Origin of the sequence: Caldimonas sp. (genome assembly GCF_046291045.1) — a bacterium.
Taxonomy (GTDB): Bacteria; Pseudomonadota; Gammaproteobacteria; order Burkholderiales; family Burkholderiaceae_C; genus Caldimonas.
The window spans coordinates 51548-70305 of record NZ_JBKBSL010000009.1 but is presented as its reverse complement, the minus strand read 5'-3'; the positions used below and the strand labels follow the sequence as shown (position 1 = coordinate 70305).

At 67.8% G+C, this 18758-nt stretch carries 21 protein-coding genes; 7 read left to right on the top strand and 14 right to left on the bottom strand.

Translation table 11 applies throughout. From position 1 onward, the window contains the following. Positions 1-1407, bottom strand: coding sequence for an oxygen-independent coproporphyrinogen III oxidase (gene hemN / locus ACK4ZD_RS05055; protein WP_409659416.1), 1407 nt, complete (start codon positions 1405-1407; stop codon positions 1-3). Between the two features lie 217 nt (positions 1408-1624). On the opposite strand from hemN, the gene fnr reads away from it, so the two are divergent. Next, positions 1625-2398: a fumarate/nitrate reduction transcriptional regulator Fnr gene (gene fnr, locus ACK4ZD_RS05050; protein WP_409659459.1), complete on the top strand. Its 774-nt coding sequence runs from the start codon at positions 1625-1627 to the stop codon at positions 2396-2398. A gap of 16 nt (positions 2399-2414) precedes the next feature. Here fnr and ACK4ZD_RS05045 read toward each other — a convergent pair whose 3' ends face one another. Genes ACK4ZD_RS05045 through ACK4ZD_RS05005 form a run of 9 tightly spaced genes read right to left on the bottom strand, consistent with a single transcriptional unit; the run spans position 2415 to position 10335 of the window. Further along, positions 2415-2660 (bottom strand): hypothetical protein, encoded by a 246-nt coding sequence (locus ACK4ZD_RS05045; protein ID WP_409659414.1) that lies wholly within the window; start codon positions 2658-2660, stop codon positions 2415-2417. Positions 2661-2703: 43 nt separating this feature from the next. After that, positions 2704-2994: a hypothetical protein gene (locus tag ACK4ZD_RS05040; RefSeq protein WP_409659412.1), complete on the bottom strand. Its 291-nt coding sequence runs from the start codon at positions 2992-2994 to the stop codon at positions 2704-2706. Positions 2995-3017: 23 nt separating this feature from the next. Then, entirely contained in the window at positions 3018-4481 is a 1464-nt protein-coding gene (ccoG, locus tag ACK4ZD_RS05035; protein WP_409659410.1) for a cytochrome c oxidase accessory protein CcoG, read from the bottom strand. Positions 4482-4509: 28 nt separating this feature from the next. Continuing rightward, complete coding sequence (gene ccoP, locus ACK4ZD_RS05030; RefSeq protein WP_409659408.1) at positions 4510-5427, bottom strand: cytochrome-c oxidase, cbb3-type subunit III; 918 nt, start codon at positions 5425-5427, stop codon at positions 4510-4512. A 19-nt stretch (positions 5428-5446) separates the two neighbouring features. Beyond that, positions 5447-5584: a CcoQ/FixQ family Cbb3-type cytochrome c oxidase assembly chaperone gene (locus tag ACK4ZD_RS05025; RefSeq protein WP_026329926.1), complete on the bottom strand. Its 138-nt coding sequence runs from the start codon at positions 5582-5584 to the stop codon at positions 5447-5449. A 16-nt stretch (positions 5585-5600) separates the two neighbouring features. Then, positions 5601-6230 carry a cytochrome-c oxidase, cbb3-type subunit II gene (gene ccoO, locus ACK4ZD_RS05020; protein WP_409659406.1) on the bottom strand — a complete coding sequence of 210 codons (630 nt, stop codon included), beginning with the start codon at positions 6228-6230 and terminating at the stop codon, positions 5601-5603. A 30-nt stretch (positions 6231-6260) separates the two neighbouring features. Continuing rightward, on the bottom strand, positions 6261-7712 hold the full coding sequence (gene ccoN, locus ACK4ZD_RS05015; protein WP_409659404.1) for a cytochrome-c oxidase, cbb3-type subunit I: 1452 nt from the start codon (positions 7710-7712) through the stop codon (positions 6261-6263). A gap of 28 nt (positions 7713-7740) precedes the next feature. Then, positions 7741-7941 (bottom strand): cbb3-type cytochrome oxidase assembly protein CcoS, encoded by a 201-nt coding sequence (gene ccoS / locus ACK4ZD_RS05010; RefSeq protein ID WP_409659402.1) that lies wholly within the window; start codon positions 7939-7941, stop codon positions 7741-7743. Between the two features lie 9 nt (positions 7942-7950). Next, positions 7951-10335, bottom strand: a complete 2385-nt coding sequence (locus ACK4ZD_RS05005) for a heavy metal translocating P-type ATPase (RefSeq protein WP_409659400.1) — start codon at positions 10333-10335, stop codon at positions 7951-7953. Between the two features lie 64 nt (positions 10336-10399). Here ACK4ZD_RS05005 and ACK4ZD_RS05000 point away from each other — a divergent pair, with 64 nt between their 5' ends. Then, a complete protein-coding gene (locus tag ACK4ZD_RS05000) occupies positions 10400-10897 on the top strand; it encodes a DUF192 domain-containing protein (protein WP_409659398.1) in 498 nt (165 codons plus the stop codon). A 14-nt stretch (positions 10898-10911) separates the two neighbouring features. Here the strand turns inward: ACK4ZD_RS05000 and ACK4ZD_RS04995 are convergent, their stop codons facing one another. The 4 genes from ACK4ZD_RS04995 to xseA form a co-directional block, all read right to left on the bottom strand. After that, positions 10912-12387 carry a sensor histidine kinase gene (locus ACK4ZD_RS04995; RefSeq protein ID WP_409659396.1) on the bottom strand — a complete coding sequence of 492 codons (1476 nt, stop codon included), beginning with the start codon at positions 12385-12387 and terminating at the stop codon, positions 10912-10914. Positions 12388-12397: 10 nt separating this feature from the next. Next, the gene (locus ACK4ZD_RS04990; RefSeq protein ID WP_409659394.1) at positions 12398-13090 is read right to left on the bottom strand and encodes a response regulator; all 693 of its coding nucleotides are present in this window, start codon (positions 13088-13090) and stop codon (positions 12398-12400) included. Positions 13091-13196: 106 nt separating this feature from the next. Further along, a complete protein-coding gene (locus ACK4ZD_RS04985; RefSeq protein ID WP_409659392.1) occupies positions 13197-13778 on the bottom strand; it encodes a superoxide dismutase in 582 nt (193 codons plus the stop codon). A gap of 114 nt (positions 13779-13892) precedes the next feature. After that, positions 13893-15179: an exodeoxyribonuclease VII large subunit gene (gene xseA, locus ACK4ZD_RS04980; RefSeq protein ID WP_409659390.1), complete on the bottom strand. Its 1287-nt coding sequence runs from the start codon at positions 15177-15179 to the stop codon at positions 13893-13895. 364 nt (positions 15180-15543) lie between these two features. Here xseA and ACK4ZD_RS04975 point away from each other — a divergent pair, with 364 nt between their 5' ends. The 5 genes from ACK4ZD_RS04975 to kdsB are packed head-to-tail and all read left to right on the top strand — an operon-like array spanning position 15544 to position 18648. Further along, entirely contained in the window at positions 15544-16170 is a 627-nt protein-coding gene (locus ACK4ZD_RS04975) for a MotA/TolQ/ExbB proton channel family protein (protein ID WP_409659387.1), read from the top strand. Between the two features lie 26 nt (positions 16171-16196). Further along, entirely contained in the window at positions 16197-16622 is a 426-nt protein-coding gene (locus ACK4ZD_RS04970; RefSeq protein ID WP_409659458.1) for an ExbD/TolR family protein, read from the top strand. Between the two features lie 24 nt (positions 16623-16646). Continuing rightward, positions 16647-17711, top strand: coding sequence for a tetraacyldisaccharide 4'-kinase (gene lpxK, locus ACK4ZD_RS04965; protein WP_409659386.1), 1065 nt, complete (start codon positions 16647-16649; stop codon positions 17709-17711). Beyond that, positions 17696-17896, top strand: a complete 201-nt coding sequence (locus ACK4ZD_RS04960; RefSeq protein WP_409659384.1) for a Trm112 family protein — start codon at positions 17696-17698, stop codon at positions 17894-17896. The genes lpxK and ACK4ZD_RS04960 overlap by 16 nt, the downstream gene beginning before the upstream one ends. Further along, entirely contained in the window at positions 17893-18648 is a 756-nt protein-coding gene (gene kdsB, locus ACK4ZD_RS04955) for a 3-deoxy-manno-octulosonate cytidylyltransferase (RefSeq protein WP_409659382.1), read from the top strand. Before ACK4ZD_RS04960 ends, kdsB begins: the two co-directional genes overlap by 4 nt. The last annotated feature ends 110 nt before the right edge of the window (positions 18649-18758 follow it).

Below are 18758 nucleotides of genomic sequence, written 5' to 3'. Positions count from 1 at the left end.
TCAGATGATGCGCGAAAACCGCTCTCGGTCGCGCTCGGCGCGCAAGTACTTGTCGAAGACCATGGCAATGCCGCGCACCACGTACCAACCAGCGGGTGTGACGTGCAGGCCATCGGCATCCATGCGCAGCAACCCCTGCTCGGACAACGCTTCGAGTTCGCCGAGCTCGGCAGCAAAGTAGCGGCGGAAGTCGATCAGGTACGACAGCTCGATCGACTCGAAGGCCACGTGCCCCTGGCACATCAGGGCCATGATGACGGCCCGGCGCACGAGGTCGTCGCGGGTGAGCGCCAAACCACGCACCACCGGGAACTGACCTTGGCGCAAGGCATCGTAGTACTCGGGCAGGGTTTTCGCGTTCTGGCTGTAGTGGCTGCCCACCCGGCCGATCGCCGACACCCCCAGAGCGATCAGGTCGGAATCGGGCTGGGTGCTGTAGCCCTGGAAGTTGCGATGCAGCCGGCCCTGGCGCTTGGCCACGGCGAGCGCGTCGGTGTGCAGGGCGAAGTGGTCCATGCCGATGTAGTCGTAGCCGGCCTGGGCAAAGCTTTCGATGGCCGCGGACAGCATGGCCAGCTTGTCCGCGGCGCGGGGCAGCTCCTCGGCCTGGATGCGCCGCTGCGGCTTGAAGCGCGCCGGCAGGTGGGCGTAGCCGTACAGTGCGATGCGGTCGGGACGCAGCTGGCCGATGAGCTTCAGAGTTTGGGCAAAGGACGCCGCGGTCTGACGAGGCAAGCCGTAGATGAGGTCGGCGTTGACCGATTCGATGCCGATCTCACGCGCTCGGTCGATCAGCCCCGCCACGCTGTCGAAGGACTGCACGCGGTGCACCGCCTTTTGCACCTCGGGATCGAAGTCCTGGACGCCCAAGCTGATGCGATTGAAGCCCAGAGCCGCCAGGCGGGTCAGCCGGTCGGGCGAGACGGTGCGGGGATCGACCTCGATGCTGTACTCCCCGCCTGGCACCAGACGGAAGGCCGTACGCAGGGCCTGCATCAGCCTGGCGAGCTCCTCGTCGCTGAGAAAGGTGGGCGTGCCCCCGCCCAGGTGAAGCTGACTGACCGGCTGCTCGCGACCCAGGGCCTGGACGTACAGCCCGATCTCGCGCTCCAGGGCATCGAGGTACTCGGCCGCCCGCTCGTGATGGCGGGTGATGATCTTGTTGCAGGCGCAGTAGTAGCACACCGACTCACAGAATGGGATGTGCACGTACAGCGACAAGGCCGCCCCACGCCCCCCCACGGCGCCCATGCCCCCGACGCGCTGGGCCAGGGCCTGCGCGAGCTGGGCCGGTCCGAAAGCTTCGACGAAGCGGTCGGCCGTGGGGTAAGAGGTGTAGCGGGGCCCGGGAATGTCGAAGCGCCGCAGGACGTCGGCGGCGATGGGCGTGGCACGGTCGAGCTTCATGGCGGCACTGTGCCAGAGCCATCGGCGGGGCACTTGATCTTGCTCAAGTCCTTGCTCGGGTGGCTCCTGAACAATCGGCTGCATTGCCTAAGGAGCATCCACCATGTCGCTCGACACGCCCCACGACGCCGGGCTGGCGCCCTCGTGGGCCCCGACGCCGGCCGGCGCCGCCGCGCGGCCTTCGCGACCCATCGGCGCAGACGTCCATGCCCGCGGCGTGCCCACGGACGCGTATCGGTCCATAATGAATCTCAAGGAGAGGCCGACGCGCATGATCAAACTCGAAACCCTCAAGGTCGCCTGCTCAAGCTGCAATCTGCGCGAGCTGTGTCTACCGGTGGGCCTGTCACGGCCCAACCTGGAGAAACTGGACCACATGGTCGCCTCGCGCCGCAGCGTCAAGCGCGGCGAAGCCCTGTTCCATGCCGGCGATCCGTTTCAGTCGCTGTACGCGGTGCGAACGGGCTTTTTCAAGACACGGGTGTCGTCGGAAGATGGGCGCGACCAGGTCACGGGCTTCCAGATGGCTGGGGAGTTGCTGGGGCTGGATGCCATCAGCCAGGACCGACACACCTGCGATGCGGTAGCGCTGGAGGATTCCCAGGTCTGCGTGATCCCCTATCAGCAGCTCGAGCATCTCTCGCGTGAATTCACGGAATTGCAGAGCTCGTTCCACAAGATCATGAGCCGCGAGATCGTGCGAGACCATGGCGTGATGCTGCTGCTGGGCAGCATGCGCGCCGAGGAGCGGCTGGCGGCCTTCCTGCTCAACCTCACGCAGCGCCTGCAGGCGCGCGGCTTTTCGCCCTCCTCGCTGATCCTGCGCATGACCCGCGAGGAGATCGGCAGTTACCTGGGCCTGAAACTGGAGACGGTCAGCCGCACTTTCTCGAAGTTCCAGGAAGACGGTCTGCTGGAGGTCAAGCAGCGCCAGATCCGCATCCTGGACGAGGACGGCTTGCGCCGCCTCGTCAACAACAGCACCTGCTGAGCCGCGCGCGCAGGGTTCAGGCGCCGTCGTCGCGCCCTGACTCCGGCGGGCGGGCCAGCATCTGCATCATGGCGCCGGCCACAACGAAGGCCGCCCAGAAGAAAAAGAAGGCCAGCGAATAGACGGCCGAGGCCGAGAGGTCGACGGGGGCGCCGTCGAACCAGTGCAGATCCTGCGGATCCACCATCGCGAACACCACCATCTCGACGACGCCGGCCATCAGAAAGGCCGGCCAGAGGATGCTCATCCAGGACAGTTTCATCGCCCGCTCGCCTTGCCAGGGGAGGTGTGCGCCACCGGCGGTCTCATTGGCGGCGACCCGGCAACGCCGAAGCGGGCGTGGCCGTGTGGTTGCGCGCTTGGTGGGCGGGCATCAGCCGGGGGTCAACCGGCCCGCCGTCGTCGGTGCCGGACGCCTCGGTGGTCGTCAACCCACGCTGCAGCACCGGGTCGGGGTGCCGGATCGCCAGCGTGATCGTCAGCACGCTGGCGGCAATGACGGCCACCGGCCCGCCGATGACCAGCCACATCGTCGGCTCACGCCACCAAGGCGTGGCCGGCGATCGGGGGGCAGGGCTGTTCACGGGTCGACTCATGGGGGTCTCCTCAGGCTAGCCGCTCAGCGCGGCACCAGGAACGTGGATCGCTCGAACACACTGCGCTCGGGCTCCCCGCCCTGGGCCAGGCGATCGATGCGGAATTCGATCGGACTGGAGCGGCCCCGCAACGGCTCCGCACTGTCTGGGGGCAACTGAACGCGCACGGCCAGCCAGCGTGCGGCGGCACGGTCCACTTCGATCTGGGGATCGGACACCACGCGCAGGCCCTCCAGGCCAGACACGCTGACCCGGTATCGCTGAGCTTGCTCGAGCGCGTTCATGATCTGCAGACGATAGACGTTTTCGATGTAGCCGTCCTCGACGATGCGCGCCAACGTTCCGCGATCGCGGATCACGTCCACCTTGAAGGGGCTGCGCAGCACCAGGCTGCCGACGAAGGCTGCGCTGATGAGTCCGAGGATGGCGGCGTAGATGAGCACCCGCGGGCGCAACACCCGCCTGAACATTTGGGCCCGCGTCCAGCCCTGGGCCATGCCGTTTTGGGTGGAGTAGCGGATCAGCCCGCGCGGATAGTTCATCTTGTCCATCACGCCGTTGCATACGTCGATGCAGGCGGCGCAGCCGATGCATTCGTACTGCAAGCCCTTGCGGATGTCGATGCCGGTGGGACAGACCTGGACACACAAGGTGCAGTCGATGCAGTGGCCCAGTCCGAGTTGCTTCGGATCGGCCTTGCGAGGGCGCGAGCCACGGGGTTCGCCCCGGGCCTCGTCGTAGGTGATGATCATGGTATCCCGGTCGAACATCGCGCTCTGGAAGCGCGCGTAGGGACACATGTACTTGCACACCTGTTCGCGCAGGTAGCCGGCATTGCCATAAGTGGCAAAGCCGTAGAACAGGATCCAGAACCATTCCCAGGGCCCCAGGCCCAGACTGAGGACCGACACACCGAGTTGACGGATCGGCGTGAAGTAGCCGACGAAGGTGAAGCCGGTCCACAGGCCGATGGCGATCCACACGGCCTGCTTGGCGGTCTTGCGCCAAAGTTTGTCGAAGGTCCAGGGGCCCTGGTCGAGCCGCATGCGCGCGGCGCGGTCTCCCTCGATCCTGCGCTCCACCCACATGTAGATTTCGGTGTAGACCGTCTGCGGGCAGGCATAACCGCACCACAGTCGCCCGCCCACCGCAGTGAAGAGGAACAGCGCGTAGGCGCTGATGATCAGCAGCGCGGTGAGGTAGATGAAGTCCTGCGGGTACAGGACCAGGCCGAAGATGTAGAAGCGCCGCGCCGCCAGGTCGAAGAGAACCGCCTGGCGTTCGTTCCATTCCAGCCAGGGCAGGCCGTAGAAGACGAGCTGGGTGATCCACACCAGCGCCCAGCGCCAAGCGGCAAACCAGCCATGAACGGCACGGGCGTAAATTTTCTGTTGTTTTTGGTACAGCGACACCACCTGACTGGCAGCGTCGCCGTCATCGTCGGATGCAGACCGGATCGGAATGATCCGCGATTCAGTGCTGTTCAAGAGCTTTGACCTTCAGATCAACAAGGCTTCAGCGCGCTTCGCTTGCGCTTGTCGAGCGCGACAAGCTCCACACGTAAGCGGCGAGCACGTGGATCTGAGGCTCGGTGAGCTTACCCGCGTGCGGCGGCATCACGTTGGTCTTGCCGTTGTTGATGATGTTCGTGATCGCCTGCTCACCCCAGCCATGCAGCCAGATGCGGTCGGTGAGGTTGGGCGCCCCCATGGTGGGATTGCCTTTGCCGTCGGCGCCATGGCAAGCGGCACAGGCCCCGAACTTGGTGCGCCCAAGCTGGGCGGCGATGGGGTCGTGCGGGCTGCCCGACAGGCTCATCACGTAGTGGGCCACGTTGCGCACGTTCTCGCCGCCGCCCACGGCCTCGCCCATCGGAGGCATCACCCCCGTGCGGCCCTGGGCGATGGTGGTCTTGATGGCCTCGTGTGAGCCTCCCCACAGCCAGTCCCCGTCGGTCAGGTTGGGGAAGCCCCGGCTGCCGCGGGCGTCGGACCCATGGCATTGGGCGCACCAGTTGACATACAGACGCTCGCCGATGCCCATGGCCTGCGGATCGCTCGCAAGCGCCTCGGCCCCCTTGCCTTCGAACTGGGCATACAGGGGCTCGAGCTGGGCTTTTGCCTTGGCCATCTCGTTCTCGTACTGGCCGGCCTGCGACCAGCCCCAGGTGCCCTGGTAGCTGCCCAGACCCGGATAGAAGACCAGATAGACCGCCGAGAACACGATGGTGATGACGAACAGGCCCATCCACCAGCGCGGCAGGGGATTGTTCAGCTCCTTGAGGTCTTCGTCCCAGACATGGCCGGTCGTGTTGTCGCTGGCCATGACCTTGCGCTTGGCCGCCACCAGCAGCAGCACCAGGCAGGCGACGATGCTGACGATGGTGGTGACGGCGATGAAGATCGACCAGCCGTCGTTGAAGAAATCGCTCATGTTGGCTTCCCGGCGTGGGCTATTCGGATTGGAAGGGCAGTCGGGCTGCTTCGTCGAAGCGCTCGCGGTTGCGGCGGGCATAGGCCCAGCCGCAGATGCCGATGAAGATCAGCAGCGACACCACCGTCACGATGATGCGCAGGTCGTTCACGTCGATGTCCATCGTCGGTCCCTCACTTCATGGCGGTGCCGAGCACCTGGAGGTAGGCAATCACGGCATCCATCTCGGTCTTGCCCTTGAGCTCGTCGGGCGACTGGGCGATCTCCTCGTCGCTATAGGGCACGCCCAGGCGGCGCAGGGCGCGCATGCGGGGCACGGCCTCCTGGGGGTCGAGCGCGGTCTTGTCCAGCCAGGGGTAGGCGGGCATGTTGGACTCAGGCACCAGGTCGCGCGGGTTGATCAGGTGGATGCGGTGCCATTCGTCGCTGTAGCGGCCGCCCACGCGATGCAGGTCGGGGCCGGTGCGCTTGCTGCCCCATTGGAAGGGGTGGTCGTAGACGAACTCGCCGGCTGTGGAATACGGTCCGTAGCGCAGCGTCTCGGCACGGAAGGGTCTCACCATCTGCGAGTGGCAGTTGTAGCAGCCCTCGCGGATGTAGATGTCGCGGCCCACCAGTTGCAGCGCCGTGTAGGGTTTCAGCCCTTCGACCGCCTGGGTGGTGGAGCGCTGGAAGAACAGCGGCACGATCTCGACCAGACCGCCGACCGACACGACCAGGATGATCAGCACGATCATCAGGAAGTTGTTGGTCTCGATTCGCTCGTGGGTGAAAAAGCCAGGCTTCTTATGGGAGTCAGCCATGATGATTCCTCGTTCTTTGGGATCCTGCCCTCAGGCCGCCGCAGGCTTCAGCGCCGGGATGGCGACCTCGGACGGACGGCCGTTGCGCACGGTCATCACGACGTTCCAGGCCATCACACCCATGCCGACGAGGTAGAGGATGCCGCCCAGCAGCCGGATCACGTAGAAGGGATAGGTGGCCTTCACGCTCTCGACGAAGCTGTAGGTGAGCGTGCCGTCAGGGTTGACGGCGCGCCACATCAGGCCTTGCATGACGCCGGCGATCCACATCGCTGCGATGTAGAGCACGATGCCGATCGTGGCGATCCAGAAGTGCAGCTCGATGGCACGCACGCTGTACATCTGCTTCTGGCCGAACAGACGCGGCACCAGGTAGTACAGCGAGCCCATCGTGATCAGCCCCACCCAGCCCAAGGCGCCGGAGTGCACGTGACCCACCGTCCAGTCGGTGTAGTGGCTCAGGGCATTGACGGTCTTGATCGACATCATCGGCCCCTCGAAGGTGCTCATGCCGTAGAAGGACAGCGAGACGATCAGGAACTTCAGGATGGGGTCGTCGCGCAGCTTGTGCCAGGCACCCGAGAGGGTCATGATGCCGTTGATCATGCCGCCCCAGCTGGGCGCCAGCAGAATCAGCGAGAACAGCATGCCCACGCTTTGCGCCCAGTCGGGCAGCGCGGTGTAGTGAAGGTGGTGGGGGCCGGCCCACATGTAGGTGAAGATCAGCGCCCAGAAGTGCACGATGGACAGGCGGTAGCTGTACACCGGGCGTTCGGCCTGCTTCGGGATGAAGTAGTACATCATCCCGAGGAAGCCCGCCGTGAGGAAGAAACCCACGGCGTTGTGGCCATACCACCACTGCACCATGGCGTCTTGCACGCCGGCGTAAGCCGAGTAGCTCTTCATGAAACTCACCGGCATGGCCGCGCTGTTGACCAGGTGCAGCAGGGCCACGGCCAGGATGAAGCCACCGAAGAACCAGTTGGCCACGTAGATGTGGCGAACCTTGCGGATGCCGATGGTGCCGAAGAACACCACGGCGTAGGCCACCCAGACCAGGGTGATGAGGATGTCGATCGGCCATTCCAGCTCGGCGTATTCCTTGCCGCTGGTGTAGCCCAGAGGCAGCGAGATCGCCGCGGCGACGATGACGGCCTGCCAGCCCCAGAAGGTGAAGGCCGCCAGTTTGTCAGAGATGAGCCTCACCTGGCAGGTGCGCTGCACCACGTAGTAGCTGGTGGCGAATAGCGCGCTGCCGCCGAAGGCGAAGATCACGGCGTTGGTGTGCAGCGGGCGCAGCCGGCCGTAGCTGAGCCAGGGAATGCCGAAGTTCAACTCCGGCCAGGCGAGCTGGGCGGCGATCCACACGCCCACCAGCATCCCGACCACCCCCCACACGATGGCGGCAATGGAAAACTGCCGCACCACGGTGTCGTTGTAGTTCGCCGCCCGGGCCGCGGAGAACGTCGATGACGAAGACATGAGGCCTCTCTCCTGGAAATCAGTAGGGTTATTGTTCCGGACGGATCGTTGCCGCATCTTGATCGGCATCAACCGCCTTCGTGGCCAGGGGTACTTCATCCCAGAGGATGCGCTCCCCTTCGCGTTCCACGTTGTCGAACTGGCCACTGTGCAGGGCCCAGGCAAACAAGCCCAGGATCAGCAGCACGAGCACGACCGACAGGGGCACGAGGAGGAAGAGGATGTCCATGGCAATACCTCAGGGACCGGTGGCGGTGGCCGGCGCGATGGTCAGTGGCACCGTGGGATCGGCCGCGCCGTCGGGGCGAGTCAGACGCCAGGCGTTGGCGATCACGAGGACCGAACTGGCGGCCATTCCCAGGCCGGCCAGCCAGGGGGGCATCCAGCCGAGTGCCGCCATCGGGATGCCGACGGCGTTGTAGGCTGCAGCCCATGCGAGGTTCTGGCGGATGATGCGCACAGTGCGTCGCGCCATCGACCAGGCGGTCACGACGTCGGCCAGGCGAGCGCTCATCAGCGTGATGTCGGCCTGGGCACGCGCGAGGGCCGCCCCCTGCCCCATGGCCAGGGAGACATCGGCCTGGGCCAATACCGGGCCGTCGTTCACGCCGTCACCCACCATGGCCAGCTTGCGTCCTTGGGCTTGGGCCTGGCGCACCAGCGCCAGCTTGTCCTCAGGCAAGGCCCCGCCATGCCAGCGGTCCATGCCCAGCGAGCGGGCCAAGGCCTGTGACGCCTCGGGCCGGTCGCCCGAAAGCAGGACGGTTTCCATGCCCTGCGCGCGCAAGGCGGCGATGGTGGCGCGGGCATCGGGCCGCAGACGCTCGCTCAGCTCGAAACGGGCCACGAGCGTCCCGTCGACACTCAACCAAGCTTCGGGCCCGGCGGGCGCTTGGTCGGATGCAGCAGACCGTGCAGCGCCTGCCCGCACGTGGCTGAGCGAGCCCAGGCGCCAGGTTCGTCCCTGAGCATCGCGTCCCTCCAAGCCGCTACCGGGCAACTCACGCACGTCGAGCATACTGGCGGCATGGTCATCAGGCTCCGCCGCTTCGACCAGGGCCCGCGACACTGGATGCAGCGAGGCCTGGGCCAAGGCCGCCGCATGCGCCAGGGCCTGTTGGCGCGACCAGCGCCCATCGAGCACATCGCAGCCCCCCAGTTCGAGCCGGTCTTCGGTGAGGGTGCCCGTCTTGTCGAAAACGAACACCTGAGCCTGTGCCAGCGCCTCCAAAGCCTGGAGCCGCTGCACCAGCACCCCGCGGCGTGCCAATGCGCCGGCCGCGCTGAGCAGGGCCGACGGCGTGGCCAGCGACAGGGCGCACGGGCAGGTGACGATGAGCACGGCCACGGCCACCCAGACGCTGCGGCTAGGCTCGATGAAGGCCCAGGCGAGCGCACACAGGGCGGCGGCCGCCAGCACCGCCCACAGGAAGGGCCCGGCGATGCGATCGACGGCCTGCACGAAGGCCGGGCGCTCGGTGGCCGCGCGCTGCATCAACTCGACGATACGGGCATAGCGGGTGTCGCGCCCCACCCGTTCGACGCGCACCCACACCGGGGCCGAGAGGTTGAAGCTGCCGGCCACGACCGGTTGCCCTGGCCCCCGCTCCTGCGCGGCAGACTCTCCCGTCAGCAAGGCCTCGTCCACCCAGGCTGTGCCGTCCTCGATGTGCCCATCGGCCGGGAAAGCCTGGCCGGCTCGCACGCGCACCCGGTCCCCGGCTTGCAGGCGCGACACGGGCAGCGTTTCGAGACGGCCATCGGCCGCCTCGCGCTCCACGGTCTCGGGCAGGCGTTGCATCAAGGCCTCGAGGGCCCCGGCCGTGACCCCATGGGCACGCAGCACCAGGTAGCGCCCGCCCAGCAGGAAGAAGACGAACATCGTGAGCGAGTCGAAGTAGACCTCCTCGCCGAAGAGACCGCCAGGATCGAAAGTCGCGCCGGTGCTGGCGATGAAGGTGACGACGATGCCCAGGGCCACCGGCACATCCATGCCGATGCGCCGCGCACGCAGGTCGCGCCAGGCGCCTTGCAGGAAGGGCCCGGCGGAAAACAGCAGAACCGGGATGCTCAGCAGCCAGCTCGCCCATTGCAGCAACTGCCAGATGTCGCCGCTCATGTCCTGGCTGCCCGTGGGCGCCACCCCATAGGTGGGCACGGCATACATCATCACCTGCATCATGCAAAAGCCGGCGACGAAGAGCCGCCACAGCGCCAGTCGCTCCTCGCGGCGGCGGTCGGCCTCGGCCTGCACCGACAGGGCGGGGTAGGCACGGTAGCCGGCGTGGGCCACCGCCCGGGCGATCGTGGAGGCGTGCACGCGGTCGGGGTCCCACAGGACGCTCGCGCGGCGCGAGGCGGGGTTGACGTCGGCCTCGAGCACGCCGGGCAGGCGCAGCACGGCCTGCTCGATGTGGACCGAGCAGGCCGCGCAATACATGCCTTCGATGATCAGCACCGAGCGCCGTAGGGCCGGCCCGCCGGCCCGATCGGGCACCGCCTGGGTGAAGCGCGCCTGCTCCTGCGGATCGTCCCAGGCCACCGCCTCTTCGTCGGGAAGGGCGCACGCAGCAGGGGGCGGGCGGGCGGTGTCGTCGGCGCTGGGCATCTCGGCTGGAAGCATGACCCGCAGGTCGACAGAGGCTGCGGGCGCGACGAGAATCTATCGTCTTTTCATTGATTGCATCATGATTCAGATCAAGTTGCCAGCCCTGCAAGCCAGCCCTGCCCCGGCCTGGCGGCGTTTCGCCGTGGGTCTCGCCGGCGGCCTGGCGCTGGCCGCGGCGGCCTGGGCCCAGGAGGCCGCCCAGAAGCTGCCCAGCGTGCCCCTGCGCGCAGGCTTCCATGCGATCTCGGCCGAAGTGGCCCGCACGCCCGAACAGCGCGCGATCGGCTTGATGCACCGCAAGGAGATGGCCCCCCATGAGGGCATGCTCTTCGTCTTCGAGACCCCCGCGGTGCAGTGCTTCTGGATGAAGAACACGCTGATCCCGCTGTCGATCGCCTTCCTGGCCGACGACGGGCGCATCGTCAACATCGCCGACATGCAGCCGCAAACGCTCGACTCCCACTGCTCCGACGAGCCGGTGCGGCTGGCGCTGGAAATGAACCAGGGTTGGTTCGCCCGGCGCGGCATCAAGCCGGGCATGCGCATCCAGGGCGGACCGATCGCACCGGCGCGCTGAAGGACCGCCCTGCCCTAGCCGCGGCCGGCCGCGGGCAGCCAGACGCGAAAGCGCGTGCCCTCGAATTCGGGACGGCTGTGCAGTTCGATGCGGCCGCCCATGGCCTGCACCACGTCCCTGACGATCGCCAGTCCCAGGCCAGCGCCTTCCGAGCCGCGGGTGTCGGAGCGCTCGGCCCGCCAGAAAGGCTCGAAGACGAGCTCGCGCTGATCGGCAGGGATACCGGGGCCGTCGTCGCACACCTCGATGCCCACCCCGCCGGGCTCGACCTGCACGGCCAGATGCACGTGCGATCCGCCATGGCGCAGAGCGTTGTCCAGCAGGTTGGACACCACCTCGCCCAGCCACACGGGGTGAGCCCGGGCCCGGCAGTCCTGGGTCGGCACCTGCAGATCGAAGGCGCGTCCCTCGCGGCTGGCCCGCAGCGCAAGGGGCTCGGCCGCCTCGCGCACCACGGCCACGACGTCCACGGACTCCAGAGCCGCTGGGCCGTCGCGCAAGGCCGACTCCGACCGGGCGAGGTTGAGCAGTTGCGAGACGAGCCTCCCCATGCGCTCGCTGCTGGCCACCAGTTCACGCAGCAGCCCGGGCGCGGCCTCGCCGCCGCTGCGCCATTCGTGCTGCAGCTCCTGGGCCAGCACGCGCACCCCGGCCACGGGTGTGCGCAACTGATGAGCCGCGTCGGCGACGAAGCGGCGCTGCTGCCGGACCGCCCGATCGACGTTGGCCAGCAGCACATTGATGCGCTCGATCAGCGGCACGGCCTCGGCCGGCACGCCCTGCAGCGGCAAGGGTTGCAGGTCTCGCGGGTCGCGTGCCTCGACAGTGGCGGCCACACGGCGCAGCGGTGCCACCCCGCGGCGGATGCCCCAGTGCAACAGCCCGAAGGTCAACAGGCCCAGCGCCACGGTGGGCAGCAGCACGGCCAGCTGGATCTCTCGTTCGAGCTCCCGCCGACGCCGGCGTGTCTCGACGACGACGATGGACACCACCTGGTCCAGCATCGGCGAGCGGATCGAGTAGATCGCCCCACGCACGGGCTCGCCCAAGTAGCTGGCATCGAAGAGCTGGGGGGCGTCGAAGCTGGGTTCGATGTTGTCGGGCATGGGCAGGTTGCCCGACCCGGCCAGGATCTGACCCATCTCGTCGATCACCATGTAAGCATTGCGGTCAGCGCTGTCGCGCGCCAGCAGCTGTTGGGCCTGCACGCTCAGTTCGAGCAGGGGGCCGCGGTCGGTCCAGTAGACCTGGGTGGCAATCGCGCCGGCCTCATCCTGCAAGGTTTGGTCGTAAGCGGTGTCACCGGCGAATTGCGCGAGCCGATAGGCCCCCCAAGCAGCGATCAGCGCCACCACCAGCCATCCCCACGTGAGCGGCCCCAGCAACTGGACGCGCAGGCTGCGGTTGGCCCGCGCCGCTGACGCCTGCGACTCTCGCCCAGTGCCTCGCAGAGGCACCGGCTCGCGCCCCAGGCTGGGCTGGTCAGGCATGCCCACGGACTCAGGCTGGTGGCGCCTCGGATGCGGCCGGTTCGGTCTCCATCAGGTAGCCGAAGCCGCGCACCGTGCGGATCACCACGCCCAAGTCGGCAAAGCGCTTGCGCAGGCGGTGGATGTAGACCTCCACCGAGTTCTCGCTGAAATCAGTCTCCCAGCTCGACAGCGTGGAGACGATGTGCTCCTTGGGCACCACCCGCCCGGCTCGGGCCATCAGCAGCTCGGTGAGGGCCTGTTCGCGCGGGCTCAGGTGCACGCGCTGGCCGCGGTAACGCAACTCGCGATGGCGCACGTCCAGCTCGAGTTCGCCCAGGACGAGGCGGTCGTCGACGCGACCTGCGGCCCGGCGCTGCAGGGCGCGAATGCGCGCGACCAGCTCGGGCACGTCGAAGGGTTTGACCAGGTAGTCGTCGGCCCCCCCGTCCAGGCCCTGGAGGCGGTCGGACAGCTCGTCACGGGCGCTGAGGATGAGCACAGGCAAGTGCGCCCCCCGTCCGCGCCAGGTGCGCAGCACTTCCATGCCGTCCCGACGGGGCAGGCCCAGGTCCAGCACGGCCAGATCGTACTGGTCGATCAGACCTTCGGCACAGGCGGCCACGCCATCGCCCAGGGTGTCCACATGCCAGCCCTCGCGCTGCAGCGCACGGGCCACCCCGAGCGACAGGGCCGGGTCGTCTTCGACCAGCAGGATTCTCATCGTCGTGCAAATGGCAGGAAACGGAGGACTCGAGCCTCGTATCGTGCGCCGCCAAGCGAAACAGCCGGCCCACGGCCGGCTCTTTCGCGCGCGTCGTGCCGTCGCCTCAAGCGAAGTTGGCTTCGGCGAAGTCCCAGTTGGCCAGCGAGGTCAGGAAGGTCTCGACGAACTTCGGGCGCAGGTTGCGGTAGTCGATGTAGTAGGCATGCTCCCACACGTCGATCGTGAGCAGAGCCTTGTCGGCCGTGGTCAGCGGAGTGCCGGCATTGCTGGTGTTGACGATGTCGACGGTGCCGTCGGGCTTCTTGACCAGCCAGGTCCAGCCCGAGCCGAAGTTGCCCACAGCCGACTTCGTAAAGGCTTCCTTGAAGGCGGCGAAGCTGCCCCACTTGGCGTTGATCGCCTCGGCCAGCTTGCCCTTGGGTTCGCCGCCACCGCCCGGCTTCATGCTGTGCCAGAAGAAGGTGTGGTTCCAGACTTGGGCTGCGTTGTTGAACACGCCCCCACTGGACTTGCGGATGATGTCCTCCAGCGACATCGACTCGAACTCGGTGCCCTTGATCAGATTGTTCAGGTTCACCACGTAAGCGTTGTGGTGCTTGCCGTGGTGGAACTCCAGCGTCTCCTTGCTGATGTGGGGGGCCAGGGCGTCGATCGCGTACGGGAGCGCGGGCAGGGTGTGTTCCATCGTGTCGTCCTTTCGGTTTGTGGGAGATATTGTGGGGAGACTGCGTGCGAGGATTGTAGGCACTCGAGGGTTTGCCCGCTGCGGCCCGGGTGCGCGACCGCACGGGATGCAGGGTCAGGGCTGACGCTCGCGCACCTGCGAGACCAGCTGCCCGTCGGCGAGCACCGCGTGCACCGTGTCTCCCACCTGGACCTGCTGCACCGACACCAGCGCCCGCCCCTGCGGGTCGGTGAGGTAGGCATAGCCCCGCTGCAACACGCGTTGGGGATCGAGGGCCACCAGCCGGGCCTGCAGTGCGGACAGCCGCTGCGCGGCCGCCTGGCAGCGCACGTCCACGGCTCGCATCAGGCGGCGCGCCAGCGGGCCCTGGCGCTCGCGTGCCAAGCGCACGTGCTGGCCGGGCGCCACGGCCAGGCGCTGACCGAGCATGTCCAGTTGCGAGCGCCTGCGCGCCAGCACCTGGGCTGGGCGAGCCAGCCGCAGGGCGGCTTGGTCCAGGCGCTGGGCGAGGGCCTCCAGCCGCCGGCCCAGCCCCGAGCGCAGACGGTGTGCCAAGCCCGCCAGTTGGGCCAGGCATTCGTCGCGCGCCGGCGCCACCAGCTCGGCCGCGGCAGTGGGCGTGGGCGCCCGCAGGTCCGCCGCCAGATCAGCGATGCAGACATCGGTCTCGTGCCCCACGGCGCTGACCACCGGGATGGGGCTGGCCACGATCGCGCGCGCCAGGCCTTCGTCGTTGAAGGCCCACAGATCCTCCAGCGAGCCGCCCCCACGACCGACGATGAGCACATCCACCTCGCGGCGACGCGCTGCCAGGGCCAGCGCCTGCACCAGTTCGCGCGCCGCCGACTCGCCTTGCACAGCGGCTGGATAAACGATGACCTCGACATGAGGAGCTCGGCGCTGCAGGGCCGTGAGCATGTCGTGCAGCGCCGCCGCGGCCAGCGAGGTCACCAAACCCACCCGCGAGACGAAACGGGGCAGTGGTCGCTTGCGCGCCGCATCGAACAGGCCTTCGGATTCCAGACGGGCCTTCAGGCGCAGGAACTGCTCGTACAGCGCCCCCTGACCGGCCGGGCGCATGCTCTCGGCCACGAGTTGCAGGTCACCGCGGGCGTCATAGACAGCCAGCCGGCCACGGATCTCCACCAACTGCCCTTCGCGCGGCTGGAAGTCGAGCATCGCGGCGGCGCGGCGGAACATCGCCCCGCGGATGAGGGCGGGTTCGGGCGAGGCATCGTCCTTGAGGGCGAAGTAGCAATGCCCGCTGGGCGCGCGTGTGAAGCTGGACAGTTCGCCTTGCACCGTGACCGCACCGAAGCGCGCCTGCAGGTGGTCGGCGATGGCCCGCAGCAGGGCCGCCACCCGCCAGGGGCCACGGCCCGGGGAGTCGAGATATGACATGCGCTGGATTCCCAAGCCCGATGCGGGGTTAAAACTCCACAGCCGCATCAGACAAGGCTTTGCGCGGGGTTATCGTTGTCATCGCCTTGTCATCTCGTTGCAAGTTGTTGATTTGATTGTGTTTTTCTGTGCTCACGGATGCAGCAATCTGTCGGGAGCCTCGTCGATTCGCCACTTGGCGGGCGCTCACCCCGGGTTTCCCACAAAGTTATCCACAAGATTCGTGGATGACCGGCCGGTCGGACCACGGGGACGTCGCGGATGTGCAGCACCTCACGGCTGATGGGGTGGCCGCCGTGGCGCTTGGGGTCATAATCGCCCCCGTTGCGACCCCAGGACCCTCACCGCCCGAGGAGGATGCTCGTTGTTTTCGATCATACAAGCCGCCGGCTGGCCGATCTGGCCGCTCATCGCGTGTTCCATCGTGGCCCTGGCCTTGATCATCGAACGTTTCTCCAGCTTGCGCCCCTCGCGCATCGCCCCGCCCAGGCTGCTCGATGAAGTCCTGTCGGTCACCCGGGCCAGCCTGCCCTCGCCCGAGGTGGTGAACAAGCTGGCCGCCAGTTCTCTGCTCGGGCAGGTGTTGGCCGCCGGGCTGCGCAGCGTCATCAACGAGCCGCGCATCAGCGAACCCAACTTGCGCATCGCCTTCGAGACGGCTGGCCGCGCGGCGGCCCACTCGATGGAACGCTACCTGAACACGCTGGGCACCATCGCTGCGGCGGCGCCTCTGTTGGGCCTGTTGGGCACGGTGATCGGTATGATCGAGATCTTCGCCTCACAAGGCGGCACCACCGGCGGCAACCCGCAGCAACTGGCCCATGGCATCTCGATCGCGCTGTACAACACGGCCTTCGCGCTGATCATCGCGATTCCCTCGCTGATGTTTTACCGCTACTTCCGCGGCAAAGTCGACGAGTACCTGCTGGACTTCGAGCAAGCCGCCGAACGCTTGGTGCCCCACCTGATGCGCTTCACCGTCCAGCGTTGACATCGCAAAGGCTGCCCGTGAAGAAGATGAACTTCCACCACCGCCGCCTGGAGGAGCCGGAGATCGCGCTCATTCCGTTCATCGACGTGCTGTTGGTGATTCTCATCTTCCTGATGCTCACGACCACCTATTCCAAATTCGCCGAGCTGCAGGTGAACCTGCCGGTGGCCGATGCCCAGCCCCCGCGCGACCATCCCCGGGAGGTGATCGTCTCCGTCTCGGCCGACGGCCAGTACGCGGTCAACCGGCGTGTCGTGGACGGCCGCGCGGTGGACCTGCTGGCCGCCGAGCTGCGTGCCGCGGCCGGCGGCACCGAAGCCGTGGTGGTGATTTCGGCCGACGCCAACGCCGCCCACCAGAGCGTGGTCAACGTGATGGACGCTTCGCGCAGGGCCGGACTGAACCAGCTCACCTTCGCGACCCGGTTGAGCGAGCCCCAACGAGGCCGCTGAGTATCTTCGGTCTTTTTTGCCCCTATGCCGGTGTCCGTCAGGGTCGCCACACGCCTGCAGGCGGCCTGGGTCCGGCGCGGTCCGCTGGCCCGCCTGCTGTGGCCGCTGTCGTGCCTGTACCGCCTGCTGGCCACGCTGCGCAGCCGTGCCTACGTCTGGGGCCTACGGCGGGCCGAGCGCCTGCCCTGCCCGGTGATCGTCGTGGGCAATGTGGTGGCTGGCGGTGCGGGCAAGACCCCGACGGTGATCGCCACGGTGCGCGCACTACAGGCCGCCGGGGAGCACCCAGGCATCGTCTCGCGTGGCTATGGACGCAGCGGCCAGGGCGTGTGTGAAGTCACCCCGGGCAGCGCCGCGAGGCAGGTGGGCGACGAGCCCTTGCTGATGCGGCTGCACACCGGTGCGCCGGTGGTGGTGGGCAACGACCGTCTGGCGGCCGGCCGGGCGCTGCTGGCCCGCCATCCCGAGGTCACCGTGATCGTCTGCGACGACGGCCTGCAGCACCCCCGACTGGCACGCGACATCGAGGTGCTGGTCTTCGATGAGCGCGGCATCGGCAATGGCTGGTGGCTGCCGGCCGGGCCGCTGCGCGACGATGCCGGCCGCCGTGCGGACCTGGTGCTCTACAACGCCCCGGCCCCGTCCACGGCCCGCCCGGGTTGGCTGGCACGGCGGACCCTGGGCCCGGCCATCGCGCTGTCGGCCTGGTGGGCCGGCGCACGCACGGGGCAGCCCCTGCCGGCGCTGGCTGGACGGCGGGTGCTGGCGGTGGCCGGCATCGCCCATCCGCAGCGCTATTTCGGGATGCTGCGCGCCGCCGGCGTGTCCGTCGAGACCCTCGCCCTGGCCGACCACCACGCCTACACGGAGGCGCCCTGGGCCGGGCACCCGGCCGAGGTGGTGCTGCTGACCGAGAAGGACGCCGTCAAGCTGCCCCCCGGCTCGGCGCTGGCCGGTGACCCCCGGCTGCACGTGGTCGCGCTAGACTTCGAGCCCGATCCGCACTATCACCTGGCCTTGCAACGCCTGCTGCAGGGCGTTCGCGCCGCGAAGGCGGCGCAGGAAGACCGCCAATGGACACCCGATTGATGGAACTGCTGGTGTGCCCGCTGTGCAAGGGGCCGCTGGAACACGACCGTGAGGCGCACGAACTGATCTGCAAGGCCGACCGCCTGGCCTACCCCATCCGTGACGGCATCCCGGTGATGCTCGAAAGCGAAGCGCGCACGCTCGATGCCCCCGCCCCGACGCCGGCAGAGGTCGACACGCCGTGAGCTTCACCGTCCTCATCCCCGCACGGCTGGCCTCCACCCGTCTGCCCCGCAAACCCCTGGCCGACGTTGCCGGCCTGCCCATGGTGGTGCGCGTGGCACGCCAGGCCCAGGCCAGCGAGGCCCACCAGGTCGTGGTGGCGGCCGATCACCCCGACATCGTGCAGGCCTGCGAAGCTCACGGCGTGCGGGCCCTGCTCACGCGCAGCGACCACCCGACCGGCAGCGATCGTCTGGCTGAGGCCTGCGAACGGCTGGGGCTCGATGGCCACGATGTGGTCGTGAACGTGCAAGGCGACGAACCCCTGATCGACCCGGCACTGATCGATGCGACGGCGGCAGCACTGCTGATGCGCGAGGACTGCGTGATGAGCACCGCCGCCCACGAGATCGCCTCACCGGCCGAGTTCACGAACCCCAACGTGGTCAAGCTGGTCTGCGATGCAGCCGGACGTGCGCTGTACTTCTCGCGCGCACCCCTGCCCTGGTGGCGCGACGGCTACGCCCAGGGCATCCACGCGCTCAGTCGTCCGGCGCCCTTGCGTCACATCGGCATCTATGGCTATCACGCAGGCTTCCTGCGGCGCTTTCCTCTGCTGCCGCCCAGCCCGCTGGAGCAGATCGAATCGCTGGAGCAGTTGCGCGTGCTGTGGCACGGCGAGCGCATCGCAGTGCACGTGAGCGAAACGCTGCCCGGCCCGGGCGTGGACACCCCCGAGGATCTGGAGCGCGTGCGAGCGCTGCTCGGCGGCTGACCCTCCAGGCCGTCACGGGGAAACCCCTGTCGGGCGCGTCAGTTTCACGCAGGGGACCCCGTGATATCCTCGCCCGCAACTGGTGCCGGGCGTCTCGCGCCCGGTACGGC